The 16,601-nt window shown below is 40.5% G+C and carries 15 protein-coding genes, 1 rRNA gene and 1 other RNA gene; 10 read left to right on the top strand and 7 right to left on the bottom strand.

The annotated features are described in order from the left end of the window. The first annotated feature begins 121 nt into the window (after positions 1–121). Positions 122–3,181 carry a type I restriction endonuclease subunit R gene (locus V7P40_RS00200; protein WP_333783956.1) on the top strand — a complete coding sequence of 1,020 codons (3,060 nt, stop codon included), beginning with the start codon at positions 122–124 and terminating at the stop codon, positions 3,179–3,181. 310 nt (positions 3,182–3,491) lie between these two features. Here V7P40_RS00200 and thiO read toward each other — a convergent pair whose 3' ends face one another. Both thiO and metG read right to left on the bottom strand, forming a co-directional pair. Continuing rightward, positions 3,492–4,523: a glycine oxidase ThiO gene (gene thiO / locus V7P40_RS00195; protein WP_333783955.1), complete on the bottom strand. Its 1,032-nt coding sequence runs from the start codon at positions 4,521–4,523 to the stop codon at positions 3,492–3,494. Beyond that, the gene (metG, locus tag V7P40_RS00190) at positions 4,520–5,995 is read right to left on the bottom strand and encodes a methionine--tRNA ligase (protein ID WP_333783954.1); all 1,476 of its coding nucleotides are present in this window, start codon (positions 5,993–5,995) and stop codon (positions 4,520–4,522) included. Before metG ends, thiO begins: the two co-directional genes overlap by 4 nt. Before the next feature lie 11 nt (positions 5,996–6,006). Between metG and ffs the strand changes: the two genes are divergently transcribed. Further along, positions 6,007–6,104: signal recognition particle sRNA small type (gene ffs / locus V7P40_RS00185), an RNA gene on the top strand. Next, positions 6,099–6,707, top strand: a complete 609-nt coding sequence (locus V7P40_RS00180; protein ID WP_333783953.1) for a histidine phosphatase family protein — start codon at positions 6,099–6,101, stop codon at positions 6,705–6,707. Before ffs ends, V7P40_RS00180 begins: the two co-directional genes overlap by 6 nt. Positions 6,708–6,870: 163 nt before the next feature. On the opposite strand, the gene V7P40_RS00175 is transcribed toward V7P40_RS00180, so the two are convergent. Beyond that, the gene (locus tag V7P40_RS00175) at positions 6,871–7,128 is read right to left on the bottom strand and encodes a hypothetical protein (RefSeq protein WP_333783952.1); all 258 of its coding nucleotides are present in this window, start codon (positions 7,126–7,128) and stop codon (positions 6,871–6,873) included. A gap of 36 nt (positions 7,129–7,164) precedes the next feature. Continuing rightward, positions 7,165–8,529: a YchF/TatD family DNA exonuclease gene (locus V7P40_RS00170; protein ID WP_333783951.1), complete on the bottom strand. Its 1,365-nt coding sequence runs from the start codon at positions 8,527–8,529 to the stop codon at positions 7,165–7,167. A gap of 60 nt (positions 8,530–8,589) precedes the next feature. Between V7P40_RS00170 and V7P40_RS00165 the strand changes: the two genes are divergently transcribed. The 7 genes from V7P40_RS00165 to V7P40_RS00135 all read left to right on the top strand — a co-directional run bounded on the left by V7P40_RS00165 (position 8,590) and on the right by V7P40_RS00135 (position 14,771). Beyond that, positions 8,590–9,159 carry a class II aldolase/adducin family protein gene (locus V7P40_RS00165; protein ID WP_333783950.1) on the top strand — a complete coding sequence of 190 codons (570 nt, stop codon included), beginning with the start codon at positions 8,590–8,592 and terminating at the stop codon, positions 9,157–9,159. Between the two features lie 7 nt (positions 9,160–9,166). After that, entirely contained in the window at positions 9,167–10,600 is a 1,434-nt protein-coding gene (locus V7P40_RS00160; protein ID WP_333783949.1) for an aldehyde dehydrogenase family protein, read from the top strand. Beyond that, a complete protein-coding gene (locus V7P40_RS00155; protein ID WP_333783948.1) occupies positions 10,593–11,423 on the top strand; it encodes a cytochrome c biogenesis protein CcdA in 831 nt (276 codons plus the stop codon). The genes V7P40_RS00160 and V7P40_RS00155 overlap by 8 nt, the downstream gene beginning before the upstream one ends. A gap of 96 nt (positions 11,424–11,519) precedes the next feature. Beyond that, complete coding sequence (locus tag V7P40_RS00150) at positions 11,520–11,969, top strand: ligand-binding protein SH3 (protein WP_345786299.1); 450 nt, start codon at positions 11,520–11,522, stop codon at positions 11,967–11,969. Positions 11,970–11,978: 9 nt separating this feature from the next. After that, a complete protein-coding gene (gene coaBC / locus V7P40_RS00145) occupies positions 11,979–13,139 on the top strand; it encodes a bifunctional phosphopantothenoylcysteine decarboxylase/phosphopantothenate--cysteine ligase CoaBC (protein ID WP_333783946.1) in 1,161 nt (386 codons plus the stop codon). 9 nt (positions 13,140–13,148) lie between these two features. Further along, positions 13,149–13,817, top strand: a complete 669-nt coding sequence (gene yaaA, locus V7P40_RS00140) for a peroxide stress protein YaaA (protein WP_333783945.1) — start codon at positions 13,149–13,151, stop codon at positions 13,815–13,817. A gap of 12 nt (positions 13,818–13,829) precedes the next feature. After that, the gene (locus V7P40_RS00135) at positions 13,830–14,771 is read left to right on the top strand and encodes a glycosyltransferase family 2 protein (RefSeq protein ID WP_333783944.1); all 942 of its coding nucleotides are present in this window, start codon (positions 13,830–13,832) and stop codon (positions 14,769–14,771) included. Here the strand turns inward: V7P40_RS00135 and mtnP are convergent. From mtnP to rrf, 3 genes are all read right to left on the bottom strand, one after another. Next, entirely contained in the window at positions 14,768–15,601 is an 834-nt protein-coding gene (gene mtnP / locus V7P40_RS00130) for an S-methyl-5'-thioadenosine phosphorylase (protein ID WP_333783943.1), read from the bottom strand. The two genes, V7P40_RS00135 and mtnP, sit on opposite strands and share 4 nt — an antisense overlap. A gap of 281 nt (positions 15,602–15,882) precedes the next feature. After that, a complete protein-coding gene (locus V7P40_RS00125) occupies positions 15,883–16,302 on the bottom strand; it encodes a DUF420 domain-containing protein (RefSeq protein ID WP_333783942.1) in 420 nt (139 codons plus the stop codon). Positions 16,303–16,463: 161 nt separating this feature from the next. Further along, a 5S ribosomal RNA gene (gene rrf, locus V7P40_RS00120) occupies positions 16,464–16,583 on the bottom strand. Positions 16,584–16,601 lie beyond the last annotated feature (18 nt).

Raw genomic sequence — 16,601 nt, 5'->3', positions numbered from 1 at the left:
GTAGAGCCCCTATTCCAGAAAATCATCCTCAACCAAAAGCAAATAATAACCTTACGCAAAATCAGAGATACACTTTTACCTTTGCTTGTATTTGGAAAATTAAGGGTTGAGGAGATATAAAATGATAAGACATCTCACCGAAGATTATCTTGTTGAACAACCTGCCATAAAATGGTTTAAAGAAATCGGCTATTCTTACATTCACGGCTCTGAGCTTATACCTGACAAGGGAGAAAGAGAATCTTATAGACATTGTGTTTTAAAGAATAGGCTTACTCAAGCAATAAAAAGAATAAACCCCTGGCTTACAGATAACTTGGCAGAAGAAGTTTATAAAAAGATTATTGAGCTTGACCATCCAGATTTTGCGATAAAAAGTAAACTCTTTTATGACCTTTTAACAGGAGGAGTAAAACTTACTTTTAGGGAAGGAGCAGAAGAAAGAACAAGACCTGTTAAGCTGATAGATTTTGAAAACATAGAAAATAACGAATTTCTTCTGGCTAACCAATTTAAAGTTGAATATCAGTATGAAAAGGGGCAACACAGAGTCCCAGACCTTGTTGTGTTTATAAATGGTTTACCCGTAGCAGTTTTTGAATTAAAAAGCTTTAACGCCGAAGAAACTGCAAAAGATGCCTTTTTAGACCATCAAAGAAAAATAAAAGATATACCTCAACTTTATGTCTATTCTCAAATTATCGTTGCCTCAGATGGATACGAAACTAAGTATGGCTCACCAACGAGCGATTGGGAAAGATTTTTTGTATGGGAAGGAATTTTAAGTGATGATGATATAAAGGTTGAAGAGGTTGCTGATGGTTATTATAGATACTTCTATAATAACAGAGAACTAACTTCTCTTGAGCTATTAATTAAAGGATTATTCAGAAAAGAGCATCTTACTGAATTTTTGAACGATTTTGTATTTTACGAAAAGGAAGGAGAAACTTATAAGAAGAAGATAGCAAGCTATCATCAATTTTACACCGTAAAAAAGGCTGTTGTAAAAACCGTTAAATGCGTCTTAGAAGGTAAAACTCCGGAAGAAAAAAGGATTGGGGTTGTTTGGCATACCCAAGGTTCTGGCAAATCACTTACTATGCTTTTTTATGCAAGAAAAGTTTTAAAAATGAGAGAACTTGAAAATCCGCTTATAATTTTTATAACTGATAGAAATAGTCTTGATGAACAACTCTATAAACTTTTCTCGCAATTTCCTATAGCAAAGCAGGCAGAAAGTATAAAGGATCTACAAGAAACGGTTAAGACATCGGCAGGAGGGATATTATTTACAACCATTCAAAAATTTGGAAGGAAAAAAGCTGAAGAGTATCCACTGCTTACAGAAAGAAAAAATATCATTATTGTTGCAGATGAAGCTCACAGAAGTCAATATCGTGAGCTTGCTCAAAATTTAAGGAAGGCTATCCCTAACGCTTCCTTTATGGGATTTACCGCAACCCCTATAGAGCTTCAAGATAGAGATACTTACCTTGTATTTGGCGAACCAATAAGTGTATATCCCATGGACAAAGCACTCAGACATAGAGTAATAGTTCCTATATATTATGAACCAAGGCTTGCAGAGCTTCATTTAACCAATGAGTTTATAGACGAAGAGTTTGAGGAGCTGTCAGAAGGGCTTGAACCAGAACTGAAAGAGAGCTTAAAAAGAAAATATGCAAGAATTGAAGAGTTAGTTTTATCACCGGAACGCTTAAAAAAAATAGCTAAGGATATTGTAGAGCATTTTAATAAAAGAACCGAAACGCTCGAAGGCAAGGGAATGGTGGTTGTGATTTCAAGAAAGGTTGCAGTTGAACTTTATAAGGCTATTAAAAGCATTCCTGATGCTCCCTCTATAGAAGTTATAATGTCAGGAAATAAGAAAAAAGACCCTGAAGATTATCATCCTTTCATAAGAAATAAAGACCAGTTAGAGGAAATTTTGAACAATTTTAAAAATCCAGAAAAAGACCCAAAAATAGTAATTGTAGTAGATATGCTTTTGACAGGCTTTGACGTGCCTTGTCTTCATACCATGTATATTGATAAACCGATGAAAAACCATAATTTAATGCAAGCAATAGCACGGGTAAATAGAGTATTTAAAGATAAACCAGCAGGTCTTATAGTTGATTATATCGGGATTGCTGATGATTTAAGGAAGTCTTTAAGCCAATATACAATTTCGGCTATAAATCAAGTGTTAACTAATATAAATGAAGTTATAGATGTTTTAAAGGAAAAATACGATATAGTTTCTTCTATGTTTTATGGATTAAATTATCAAAACTGGACAGAGTTAACCCCTGAAGAATTAGCTCAACTTACAGTGTCTGCATACAATTTACTAAACGATGAAAAGTTAAAACGAAGCTTTATCAAAAATTATATAGCCCTTAAAAAGGCTTATGCTTTGGCAAGCCCCCATCCTGAAACAATTAAGATAAAGAATGATATTAAGTTTTTTGAGATGATCAAAAAGATGATAGTTAAGTATAAAGTTCCTTCAAGGAAGGAAATATCAAAGGAATTAGAATATGAGATTAGTCAACTTATTTCAAAAAGTATATCAGCAGAAGAACCTGTAGATATATTTTCTTTACTTAAAAAAGATAAGCCAGACATATCTATTTTAGACGATGAGCTTCTCTCTAATATTTCAAGTTTAACCCAAAAAAATTACGCAACAGACCTTTTAATGAAACTTATTAAAGATGAGCTTAAGGTAAAACTAAGAGTAAATCCTATTAGATACAAGTCTTTATATGAGAGATTGCAAAAGTTGATTGAAAGACATAACGTAAAACTCATTACTACAGTAGATGTTATTAATGAGTTAATAGAGATAGCAAAAGAAATAAAGAAGAAATTAAACGAGGGGAAAGAATTAGACTTGACGGAAGAAGAAGTAGCCTTTTATGATATGTTGTTAAAAGAAGGCGTGTTTAAAAATAAAGAAGAAATAATATATGTAGTAAAGGAAATTAAAAAGCAGTTAGGATATTTTGTTAAAATTGTTGATTGGCATAAAAAGGAAAGTTTGAGAGCAAGAATCAAAGTAGCTATAAAGGAAATATTATTTAAAGTTTTAGAAGAGAGGGTAGAATACGAGAAAATAGATCAAATTACTTCTGAAATTTATGAACACATAGAAAAGTTATATGCCGCATAAACTATTTTAAACTTAAAAATTCTACGTAACACTTTTGGTTAAAAATGGTAAAAATTTAAGCTGATTATAATGTCTTTTTATAAACTTTTCTATTTCTACGACTTTGGATAGAAGAAAGGGCAAAGGTAATGGCTTGTTGTCGTAAATTTTTCTTCCTTCTTTTATAGATTTGGCAATGGTTGCGAAGTTGTCATCAAGAAGGATTAGGTCGCTTGCTTCGGTAGTGTCTCATTAATTGTATAAAGTCTTGAAGGAAAGGGAAGGATATGCTTTCAACTTCACACGGTAGATTAGGAACTTTGATGCAATTTTAAAACCTTTCCTGGGAAAAGTATTCAAAATACGCAGATCTAACTTCGTCTTTTATCAAGGATTTAGCAATGTTTGCAGTAATGGGTGCGTGAAGTATGCCATTTCTGTAATGTCCAGAAAGCAAGCAGTAGTTCTCTCCTGCCATGAAGATGGGTTTTTCGTCAGGTGTGGCTGGTCTAAAACCGTAAAGGGTAGATATAACTTCAGCTTTTGCAAGAGATGGAACTACTCTTATTGCATTACTGCACAGATAGTTTAACCCACTCACCGTGTTCCCCCCCAAAAAGGCCACATCTTCTGAAGTGGCACCTATGTAAGTGTGTCTGCTTCTTGGAATGATGTAAGAAATGGTGGAATAATTAACTACATCAACGGGTTTGGCTCTCACTTTTATAGCCTGGCCCTTTATGGGATACACTGGCACGTCAAAGAGCTCTTTGGTCCAAGCTCCCGTGCAAAAAACGTAGTAGTCTGCGGTGTAGCTGTCTTTTATGCCCTTTAGATAATTAACTCTTCCGTCCTTGAAATCTACCTTTCCGATCTCGTCTATTTGAATTTCCACTCCCAACCTTTCCATAGCCAAAAGTAGAGCATCCATCAAATTCTCCGTGTCTACCCATCCTTCTTCTCCATATCTTATTACTGAAACCACCTCCTCAGAATGATAGTCCATCTTTTCAAGAAACTCCACAGAATAGCCTCTTGCTCTGTATTGCTCAGCCCTTCTTAAGAGTTCTTCCTCCCCCTTTAGAACAACTCTAAGCATTCCATCGTTCCAATAGTCTATTTTCAGCCTTGAAACCTCTTCTACGAGCTTTATGTATTCTGGGAACATCTTGAGGCTTTCATAAGAAAATTTAAAGAGCTCTCCCTCCAAGCCCTCTGAGAAGGGAGCTAGCATACCGCCTGCAACCCAAGAGGTTGCTTCCTGAGGGTTTCTTGTTATTATCTTTGTTCTGAAACCCTCTAAAGCAAGGTAAAGCGCAGTGCTGAGCCCTATAACTCCACTGCCTACTATAGCTACCTTCATGCTCTCTTAGGAAAAAGTATAAGCTTACCCTTTGTAAAGTAGGAGCTGAATGTGTATGGTTTAATCTCCTTTGGTAACTTTTCAATTTGGAAGTTTTCAAACACGAGCGCTGTTTTTGTGGGCATAAAAGGATTTAGAAGGTAGGCTATTACAAAAAGCCCATCCATCAAAGTGTATAAAACTTTTTTAAGGGCTTCCTCGTCAGTCTTTGCCAGGTTCCAGGGTGCTTTGCTATCTACGTATTTGTTCAAAAAGGAGGAAAGCCTAAGAACTTCCTCCAACGCATGGTAAAAGTCTATCTCCCTCATAAACCTCTCGTAGCTTTCTACAACATCGGTGCAAAAGCTGAGGTACTCCGGATCTTTATCACCCGCAACCCTTCCTCCTAAGTGTTTGACAGCCATAGCCAAAACCCTGCTGTAGAGGTTGCCTATTTCGTTGGAGAGCTCTCCAACTATTCGGTTTTTTAAAGCTTCCTTTGTTATATCCCCATCTTGCCCGAAGGGCACTTCCCTTAAAAGGAAATACCTTATCTCGTCCAAACCGTATTCTTCTACCAGATCGTAGGGACTTATTACATTACCCAAGGATTTGGACATCTTCTGACCTTCTACCTTCCACCAGCCGTGGGCAAATATGGTTCTTGGCAGCTCGTATCCTACGGAAATCAGAAAGGCTGGCCAATAGATCGCATGAAATCTTAGTATGTCCTTTCCTACCAAATGAAGATCTGGTGGCCAAAATTCCATCCTTTCATACACCGCCGAAAGATAGTTAAAAAGAGCATCAAACCAGACGTATATGGTGTGCTCTTGGTCAAAGGGCACGGGAATGCCCCACCTTACCCTACTTTTTGGCCTAGTAACCGAAAGATCCTTTAGGCCCTGCTTTAAAAAGCTGAGAACCTCATTTTTCCTGTAGGAAGGAAGCACAAAATTGGACTCTTTCTCTAACAGCTCTTCTATAGCCTTTTGATACTTGGAAAGCTTAAAAAAGTAAGAAGGCTCTTTTAAGTATTCGCAGGGCTTTAGATGTATCGGACACCTGTTTCCTTCCAAAAGCTCGCTTTCTGACTTGAATTCCTCACATCCAACACAATACCAACCTTCGTATTCTCCTAAGTAGATGTCTCCCGCCTCGTAGCTCTTTACAAACACCTCTTGTGCAAGCTTGACGTGATAAGGATCTGTAGTGCGGATAAAGTGGTCGTAGCTTATGTTGAGAAATTCCCATAGCCTTTTGAAGTTCTCTGAGTTTAGATCTGCCAGCTCTTTTGGGGATAATCCCTTTTCCTCCGCTGATTTCTGTATCTTTAGACCGTGCTCGTCCGTTCCAGTTAGGAAGAAAACATCATAACCTCTGAGCCTGTAAAAGCGTGCTATGGCATCCGCTGCTATGGTCGTGTATGCATGACCTACGTGCGGAACATCGTTAACATAGTATATTGGTGTTGTGACATAGAACTTCATCATGGCTTTATAATTATAAATACCCTCGCAACGGGACAGGGTGAACCCCGCCAGGCCCGAGAGGGAGCAACGGTAAGCCTGCCGTTCCGGGTGCGAGGGACTTTTGATGAAAAAGCTCATATATCTTGTTAGACACGCCCAAAGTGAATTTAACGAAAAGGGAATCTTTCAAGGTAGGCTCGATAGCGACCTAACTCCTTTAGGTTTTGTTCAAGCAAGAATGTGCGCAGAGTTTCTAAAAGACAAGGGAATACAGCTAATAATCAGCTCTCCCCAAAGAAGGGCATACAAAACTGCACAGACCATAAGCGACCTTCTTCAAATTCCTCTTCAGATTGACGAGAGAATAAGAGAGATGTCCTTTGGTGTCTTTGAGGGTAGGCACTTTTGGACTTTGGTAGAAGAGAATAGAGACACCTTCTTAAACTGGTTAAAAGATCCAGTAACTCATCCTTTGCCAACGCAAGAGAACATGGGGGAGTTTGAAAACAGAGTTAAACACTTTTTGAAAGACCTTATCAACTTATCACAGGAAAGGCTGTGTGTGGTAGCTCATGGTGGCACCTTGCATGCTATCATATGCCTGACTGTTGGATTGAGCCTGAATAACTTATGGAATATTCACATGGACAATACAGGGATAAGCCTTTTGGAATTTGACGGAGAGAGATTCCATCTGCGCTTGCTAAACAGCCTTTGCCATTTAAAACTATGAGTATTTATAAACGATTTTCCCCCTTTCTACAGTTTCTGGTATTAGGGTTGGCTTTTGATCGCTCATGAAAGAAACAAAACCTTCTATGAGCCCTGCAAAAAAAATATATTATGGGAGAATCTGCCACGTTCCCCCCTACTATGGCATCGGTAAATATGTCTTCTTATATTACGATTTTCCCATCTTCTTTACTTATAACCTTCGCAAATCCCAAGTTTTCTAGTATAATGCACGCCCTTCTTAAAGCTTCTTCCTTATCAAGCACTTCTGGGAAATGTCCAATTAAGCTTTCAAGTAGCTTTGGTCTAGACTGCCTTCCCGCATACCTAAGAACCGCCTTAGCTCCCTTGTCCCCTATAAGAGCCTTAACACCCTCTGACATATTAACTATGGCAAGAAGCAGTATATCTGGATCAACCATTATTACCCTCCTTGAAGGTCTATTATAATCAAAAACTCATCCAATAGACTCGTATATTCTTGCCCTCCACTTAGCACCTAAACTTTTGGCAAGCTCCTCTGTCTTTTTCATATCAACACCTGGAAAATCCACCGCAGTGGCGATTACTTCAAAGCCCAGCTTCTTAGCCTCCTTTATAAATTCTATTACCGTTTCAAAGGCATTGGGTTGTGCTGGTTTGCATACTTTGTTGTAGGTTTCTTTGTCAGGAGCGTTCAAGCTCACAGACCAAACGTCCACCAAGCCTTTCAGCTGTTTTAAGCTGTCTTTTGGCATGAAGGTAAATAAAAGGCCGTTGGTATCCACTCTCACTTTACCGCCCTGCGATTTTACCCAACTTGCTATCTCTTTCAATGCAGAGAACCTTAGAGTAGGCTCTCCATAACCACAGAACACTATCTCGTCGTATTTCTTTGGATCTCCTATTTCTCTTATTACCTCTTCCACAGAGGGATCTCTGGAAACCCAAACCCAATAGCCTTTTACCATGAAATTTCTCTCTCTTTCCCTTTGGCAAAACACACAGTGAAGGTTACACTTGTTCGTAAGGTTGATGTATAGCTTGTTATTTATGACGTATGTTATAGACTCTTTTTTTTCGTTATTGCCTATGTTAAAGATGAGCTTTGCATTTTCAGAGGTCATACGGTCTACGTCTTCCAAGTTAGTGTTGGGTATGATCTGAGCTAAAGTTTCTGCAACGTACCAAATGTAAGAGGGTTTATTTGGCTTCCCTCTTACTGGTTGCGGTGCAAGGAAAGGGCTATCGGTTTCTATGAGCACTCTCTGTGTTGGCGTTCTCTTGACCACTTCTCTGAGTGAGTGGGCGTTGGGATAGGTGATGATGCCAGAGTAAGATATGTAAAAGCCAAGGTCTACGCACTTTTTCATGAATTCGTAGCTTCCAGTAAAGCAGTGCATAACTCCGCCCACTTCGTAAGCTTTCTCTTCCTTTAGTATTCTGTAAGTTTCTTCCTCTGCGTCTCTTGAATGAACCACTATAGGAAGGCCCAACTCCCTTGCTATTTGGATCTGTTTTCTAAAAACATCTTCTTGCCTTTTTCTATCTGAATAGTCTTTGTAAAAATCCAAGCCCATCTCACCCAAAGCCTTAACCTTTGGATGATTGGCCGCTAAGTTTTTGAGCCATTCAAGGTCTTGGTCTTTGACCTTATCCGCTTCGTGTGGATGAAAGCCTATTGCACAATATACTTTATCCACTTGATTTGATATCCTAAGGGCATTTTCAACGGTCTTCCTATCGTAGCCGATGGTTATCAGGTATTCCAACGAGCTATCCCTTATGGTCTCTTCGTAATCTTCCTTCTTCAACAAATCTAAATGGCAGTGCGTGTCTATCATAGCAAAAAAATAATATTCTAAAAAAGCTTTCGTTCAATGCTTAATGTTATAATTTCATCAGTGTTTTACTACAAGGCAAAGTTGGTAAAGATAGGGGAGTTGTTGTACAAAGAAGGCTTGGTGGATGCAAGGGCGGGCAACCTTTCTGTAAGGCTGAGGGATAGGGCTATAATAACAAGAACTGGCTCCCACCTTGGGAACTTAAGCTTTGAAGACTTAATTGAGCTACAGCTTTATCAAAAACATACACTTGAAGACAGGGCATCTTCTGAGTGGATAGTGCATAGAGAAATCTACCTACAGACTTCTCACAAAGCGGTAGTCCATGCCCATCCCCTCTATACAGTTTTTCTTTCAAATTACTACTCCAGAATAGAACCAAAAGACTCAGAGGGCAAAGCCATCTTAGGTGCGGTGGAGGTTATTCCAGACTATCCCTCCGGTAGCGAAGAACTTGCCGGAGCAGTGGCGCAGGGATTAAAAACGTCTAAGATTTTGGTAGTGAAAAACCACGGAGTTTTTAGCGCGGCTCAAACTCTCACGCAGGCTTACAGTCTAATTTCCGTGCTCGAAAGGTCCTGCAGATATTTATGGAACATCAATTTGATTGAAAGAGGCACTACATTATAATTTTCGTATGGAAAAGGAACTCATACTTGGCGGTCAAAAGGTCAAAACAAACAACATAGTAGAAGTTAAGTATCCATACACTCAGGAGACTGTTGCAAGGGTGCACTTTGCCACTGAAGAGCAAGCCCTGCAGGCCGTTGAGATTGCACAGCAGGGAGCAAAGGAAATGGCAAAGCTTACTCCTTACGAAAGGTATGCCTTTTTGATGAGGGCGGCAGAGCTTCTTCAGAAGAGAAGCGAAGAGTTTGCAAAGACTTTGGTTTTAGAGGTTGGGAAAACTATAAGGGAGGCAAGAACGGAAGTTCAAAGGGCAATACAGACTTTGCTCTTTTCTGCTGAAGAGGCAAGAAGGATTGGCGGAGAAGTAATTCCCATAGCTGCCCATCCTAACGGAAAGGGAAAGTTTGGATTTTATGTAAGGGAGCCTGTGGGAATAGTAAGTGCCATAACACCCTTTAACTTTCCTTTGAATCTTTCCATGCATAAGGTTGCTCCAGCCTTAGCTTCTGGGAATGCGGTTATATTAAAACCATCAGAAAGAACACCCCTTACACCTTTGATGCTGGGAGAACTGCTTTTAGAAGCAGGTTTTCCACCCTTTGCCATATCCGTGCTCCCAGGGTTCGGAGATGTAGGTAAGGTCATAACCACACATCCCGACGTGAGGGTAGTTTCCTTTACAGGAAGCAGAAAAGTAGGAGAGATAATAGCTAAGCAGTGTGGTATAAAAAAGCTGGTTCTTGAGCTTGGTTCAAACTCAGCGATAGTAGTTCATAAAGACGCTGACATTGAAAGGGCGGTGCAAAAGACAGTGCAGGGAGGCTATGCCATAGCGGGGCAGGTTTGTATATCTGTCCAAAGGGTCTTTGTGCATGAGTCTATATTTGAGGAGTTTTTAGAAAAGCTTTCTTCTGAGGTGGAAAGTTTAAAGGTCGGGGATCCAATGGATGAGAGTACAGACGTGGGTCCCATGATATCCATAAGCGAGGTGGAAAGGATCCAAAGTTGGATAGACGAAGCGTTGCAGCATGGGTCAAAGCTGATTACTGGAGGAGTGTTCTGTGGTGATAGGGTATCTTCTGTGTTGGTTCCAACCGTAGTTAGCTTGGTGCCACCGCATGCGAAACTCTTCAGAGAAGAGGCCTTTGCTCCCGTGGTGGTGGTAAATCCATACAGTAGCGTTGAGGAGGCTATTAACATGGTAAATGATTCAGATTACGGTTTGCAGGTAGGGGTATTTACAAGGGACTTGGACACTGCTTGGAAATTTATAAATGGAATAAAGGCTGGTGGGGTGCTGATAAACGAGGGTCCTAACTTTAGAGCAGACCACATGCCATACGGAGGTGTGAAGTTCTCAGGCGTGGGTAGAGAAGGACCAAAATACGCCATAGAAGACTATACGGAAGTAAAGATGGTTATATTTAACATAGATGGTTGAAGTATCTCTCCTTATAGCCTTTACTGCAGGTTTACTGTCCTTTTTGTCTCCCTGCGTTCTTCCAATCATTCCGGGTTATCTGTCTTACATCTCTGGCATAGGTCGGGTTGATGGGAGTTCAAAAGGTTTTAATCTAAACATCTTACTTGCATCAGTGCTTTTTGTTTTTGGCTTTTCTTTGGTTTTTTCCCTATTGGGTGCAGGAGCAACCGCTGTAGGACAACTGCTAAGAGAGTATCAAGAAATCATCTCAAAGGTGGGTGGAGGTCTGATAGTTTTCTTTGGTCTGCACTTTGCTGGAGTTTTTCTAAGAAAGAATTTCCTAAGAGAAATTCTGGGTGTTTCTGCTTTGCTGGTTTCTCTGCATCTTTTTGGGGTCATAAGTCAAAAACTGCTCTTTGAGCTTTTGGGAATTATATTAGTGGTGCTATTTTTATACTCCTTTGGCTTTCATGAAAAACTTTACAGGCAGATGAGGATAGAAATGAAAAGTAATGTCTCTTTGTTTGGTGCTTTCGTCGTTGGAATGCTTTTTGCCTTTGGTTGGTCTCCTTGCATAGGTCCTGTGCTTGGAAGCATTCTTCTTTATGCATCCCAACAGGAGACCGCATTGCAAGGCGCTGTACTGCTTTTCTCTTACTCCATGGGTCTTGGTATTCCTTTTATTGTTGCGGGCGGACTGCTGTCTGCCTTTTTGAGCTTTGTCAAAAGCTTTAGCAAGTTCTTTGGGGTGGTAGAATTAGTGGGTGGTTTAGTACTCGTAGCCTTAGGAGTTTTGCTAACTACAGGATACCTTTCTGTGCTGGCAAATTTAAGTTTTTAAGCGCCTTTCTTTCCAGCCAAACCTTCTGAGTTATATCACAGTTTTATAAGAATATTTGAATATCCTTATAGTATAAGGAGGTGTGCCATGTATGGAATGAACAGGATAGTTGATATACCAGAAGATGCCATAATGAACATAAACTACGTTGTTCTTAAGGAAGGCGTTAGCCTTGATGAGGTGGCAGAAAGGGTAGCCTACCTTTGCGAGCACGTAAAAACCTACCACTCTGACACAGGTTTTTACGGTGGCTTTGTAGCATTAAACACAGGGGGTGTATCTCTGGAAGGTTCAACTGTAGGACAAACCACCGAACATCCGCTGAAGGACAGAGAGGTGCTTATCATAACATTCTGGAGAAGCTTAGAGGACCACGAAGAGTCCCACAGAAGTGAAAGGTTTAATAAGCTGTTTAAGGAACTAACCGAGCTGGCAGAGAGCACCTTTGAAGTAGTCTATAGCGTCCTGTGGCAGGGGAAAGCATACGATCCAGAGATGGCAAAGAAGGCAAAGCAGGCAAAGGAGCAATCCTGCACCAGCTGTTAAAATAACTTTGTGGCAAACATACTTTTAGGGGTCTCCTCCTCTGTTGCAATATACAAAGCCTGTGAGCTGGTAAGGGAGCTAAAGCATAGTGGACACCAGGTAAGGGTAGTTCTTACTCTAAAGGCAGAGGAGTTTATAAGCAAGCTAACCTTTCACGCTCTGAGCGGAAACAAAGCGTACTCTGAGTGGGAGGAGGACCCTTTCCTGCACATAAACCTATCAAGATGGTCTGATCTCTTTTTAATAGCTCCCTGCAGTGCAAACACACTTTCAAAAATAGCTTTGGGGCTTGCTGATAACCTGCTGACCAACTGCGCTCTGGCTCACAGCGGACCTTTGATGCTCGCACCTGCCTGTAATGTGGAGATGTGGAACAATCCTGCAATTCAGGAAAATGTAAGAAAGCTAAAAGAAAGGGGGGTAATAGTAATAGAGCCAGAGGAGGGAATTTTAGCTTGCGAAGAGGAGGGTAAGGGAAGGCTTGCAAGTTTGGAGAGAATCTTGGATTGGGTAGAGTGGGGACTGAGGGAAAAGCCCCTTTACGGTAAAAGGGTTCTGATAACTGTGGGTGCCACCAGAGAGTTCATAGACAGTGTTAGGTTTATATCCAACCTTTCAAGCGGAAAAACGGGCTTTGCCATAGCAAGAGTTTTACGCTGGTATGGCGCGGGGGTTGAACTGATAAGTGCTTATACAGAGGAAAAGCCCCCACCGGAAGTTAAACTGGTAAAAGTTGTATCTGCAGAAGATATGTTAAGGGAAGTGATGAAAAGGATCGGAGAGATTGATCTTTTGGTGATGAGCGCAGCTGTGGCTGATTATAAGCCTTTGGAGAGCTTTGAAGGTAAGATAAAAAAATCGGAAGGACTTACACTTAAACTTGTAAAAAATCCAGACATTCTTGAAGAAGTGGCAAAGGTAAAACCGAGCAACCTAAGGGTTTTAGGCTTTGCCCTTGAAGAAAGACATGTTCTTTTGCAAAACGCAAAGGAAAAGCTAATAAGAAAAGGGTTAGACCTTATAGTAGCCAATCCTGTGGGGATAATGGGTCAAGAGTCACACGAAGGTTATTTGATCTTTAAGGACGGACAAACCATTCCCTTTTCTTTTGAAAACAAGCTGAGCTTTGCGGAGTTCTTGGTGCCTCATATTCTGAAGCTTTTCTGTTAATATTTCTCTATGCTCTTTCTTCTTGGCTCTTCAAAGCGACAATCGAGGATAAGGCTAAGGGAAAGTGTAAGTGCAGGAGTAGAGGTATATCCATTTCAAGAGCTGACCGCAAAAAGGGTAGAGCTAATAAATTGCTTTGGGATCAGTATGGAAGAGCTTTTGCCCGCGTGGAGAAGGTATAAAAACAACTTCTGGGACAGCTTAGAATTTTGGGTTCTCCCTTCAGAAGTTCAAAGCTTTATATCAGCTCGGTCGTTGGTTTTGTCTCCACTTCTTGGCTTAATAAACATAAACTCTCCAATTCCTTACGCTTGCCTGTCGTGGGACGAAGAGTGCAAGGGAAAAAAGCTAAGGGATTGGTGGAAGGAAGATTTAAGAAATCTCTCCAAAAACGTCTTTCAAGGAAAAACTATAGTATCGCTGCTTGGAAGTGAAGAAGAAAAAATTCTAAGCTTTGAGAGTGTTTCTGAACTGGTTAAGTTTGAGTTCTACAAAAAGGGTCAGAGGGTAAAAAATTCACAAAGGCATAGGGCCTACGCGTTAAGGTACATAGCAGAAAGGAAGCTTTCTATAGAAGACTTTCACAAGATCAACTTCTACGATTACCAAGTCAAAGAAGTAAAAGAAGAAGGAAAGATCACGCGCGTTATTTTTGAGGGTGTTGGAGCCTACATCTGATAAACTATTTTTATGCTCTCTGTTGTTATACCAGCTTACAACGAAGAAGAAAACGTCCCTATTCTTTACGAAAAGCTAAAGAAAGTGTTAGACAGTCTGGGAGAAGATTACGAAGTTATCTTTGTGGATGACGGCTCCACAGATTCAACCTTTGATATACTAAAGAAGCTGGCAACGAAAGACAAAAAGGTAAAGGTCTTAAGATTTAAAAGAAACTACGGACAAACTGCCGCCCTGTCTGCAGGTTTTGAACACGCAAAGGGTGAAGTCATCATAACCTTAGATGCGGACCTTCAGAACGACCCAGAAGACATACCAACCCTTTTGGAAAAGCTGAAAGAAGGCTATCACATAGTTAGCGGTTGGAGAAAGGACAGAAAGGACCCCTTCCTTTCAAGAAAGCTTCCGTCTATGATAGCCAACTGGCTTATATCCAAAATTACAGGTGTGCATCTTCACGATTATGGATGCACCCTCAAAGCTTATAAAGCTGAGGTAGTAAAGGACCTTGAGCTTTTTGGAGACATGCACAGGTTCTTGCCTGCCCTTACAAAAAGAAAGGGAGCAAAGATAACGGAAGTTCCAGTAAGACACCACCCAAGGATCTACGGAAGGTCTAAATACGGTATAGGCAGGACTGTTAGGGTTCTTTTGGACATTATGCTTGTAAAGTTCCTCAACGAATACATAAACAAACCCCTTTACATGTTTGGCAGCATAGGCTTTTTTCTGCTCATCGCAGGTCTTGTTGCACTGCTTTACCTTCTCTTTTTAAAGATCTTTCTGGAAGAATCCATTGGTGGAAGACCTTTGCTTATATTAAGCGTCCTTTCCATACTGGCTGGTGTTCAGCTTATATCCACAGGTCTAATAGCAGAGCTCTTGATCAGAATATACTATCAGACTAAAGATACGAAACCCTACGTGGTTCAGGATAAGATAAATGTGGATTAAACTTCCGCCCCTTCCAAAGCTTGATGGCAGTTGCAGGTTTTTTGATCTTCAAGCATTTCTACTAACAACTCAAGTATAAGCTTTATCTCCTCTTCTTTGCTTTTCATCATGGATATAACTTCCTCACTGGTTAGCCTGTAGCCTGCAATTCCAGCCGCTGGGTTTGCAACAACGCAAAGGCTGGCATAGCATAACGCAAGCTCTCTTGCCAAAGCTACCTCTGGATAGCCCGTCATACCTACCACGTCCCCGCCCAAGATCTTTATAGCTCTTATTTCTGCTGGAGTTTCAAACCTAGGACCCTCCGTGCAAGCATAAACACCCGACGGATGATAGATTAGCTTTAACTCTTCCAAAACATCCATAAGCCTTCTTCTCATCTGAGGACAGTATGCGTCCGACATATCCACATGAACCACTTTTTTATTTTTTAAAAGCTCGGAAGGTTTGTCTTCTCCCCGAACGTCCACAGAGTAAATCCCCTGGTAAAAAGTGTCTTCTCTGCCCTTTGTAAAGTCCAAAAAGTCGTCTATGACTACAAAGTCTCCCGGTCTAAACCTTTCGTTTATAGCTCCCACCGCAGAAATAGACAAAACTCTACTTGCTCCTATCTCCTTTAGAGCCCAAAGATTTGCTCTGTATGGGACTAAAGAGGGACTATACTGATGGTTTAGTCCGTGTCTTGCCAAAAAGGCAACCTTTTTACCCCTTAGCTTTCCTATTAGAATAGGAGAAGATGGCTCACCAAAGGGAGTGGTTATTTTGACTTCCTGCACATCTTCCAACCTTTCAAGTTTGTAAAGCCCACTTCCTCCTATAACCGCGAGCATGAGATAATTTTAGCACATAGTCTTGCTATACTAAGTTCAAGGACTAAGCGATTCTGAGAATGTATACGGTTAGGATTAAACAATGTTTGTTCTGTAGTATCCACTGTCAACCTTTTTTACTGTTGAATAAATGTAATGCATCTGAAAGTGAAGAGGATTGCCAAGCTTAGAGAATAAAGGGAAAGTTTTATGTATCCCAGAAACGCTCTTTCTACGGATAGATATACGCGAGCATCCTTTGCAGATGGCAAGTCTTTTCTCAAGAGCATTTTGGCTCTGTTCTAATTCTGTCTATTTAACCACTGCATAAAGTAGTATATTATCCATCCTGTAATAGCAACGTAAAGCCAAACAAAGGCAGTTATTGGAGCAATCTTTTTGTGCTTGTCAAAGAGTCCCCTAAAGGCATACCTGAGGGTTATCACAGCAAGAGGAAAGTTGATAATAGCCAAGATCGTGTGTGTCCAAAGTATGAACAAAAATAATCCCTTGTACGGACCCACGTAAGGCTGAGGCGAATACAGAACGCTCTTTATAACGTAAAGCAGTACGAATATAATAGCAAACACAGAAGCGTTTATCATAAAGAACTTGTGAATGTCTCTTTTCTTAAGCTTTATGAATACAAGACCGCTTAGAATTGACAATCCACTTATACCTATGGTTATAAGGCTAAGATAATTTAGAAGCGAGTACATCATGGTGTGCGCAACCTCGTTTGATAGTTTTTTGCCATAAAAAAAATGATAACACAAAATCGGATGATCAGTTATAATTGGACACAAGAAAACGATAAAACTGAGATAGAAGGGGAACTCAGCAGAACTCTTCTTAAAGAGTTTAGAAAGATTGTTAATCAAACCCCCCGGGACGACCTACTTTCCCGTGCCGTTCGCCCGGCACAGTATCATCGGCGCTGGAGGGCTTAACTGCCGGGTTCGGAATGGAAACCGGGTGTTTCCCCTCCGCTATGGTCCCGAGAGGAACTTGGCAACTCAAT

Source organism: Thermocrinis sp. (assembly GCF_036781485.1).
Classification (GTDB): domain Bacteria; phylum Aquificota; class Aquificia; order Aquificales; family Aquificaceae; genus Thermocrinis.
This window is presented reverse-complemented; position numbering and strand designations above follow the sequence as displayed.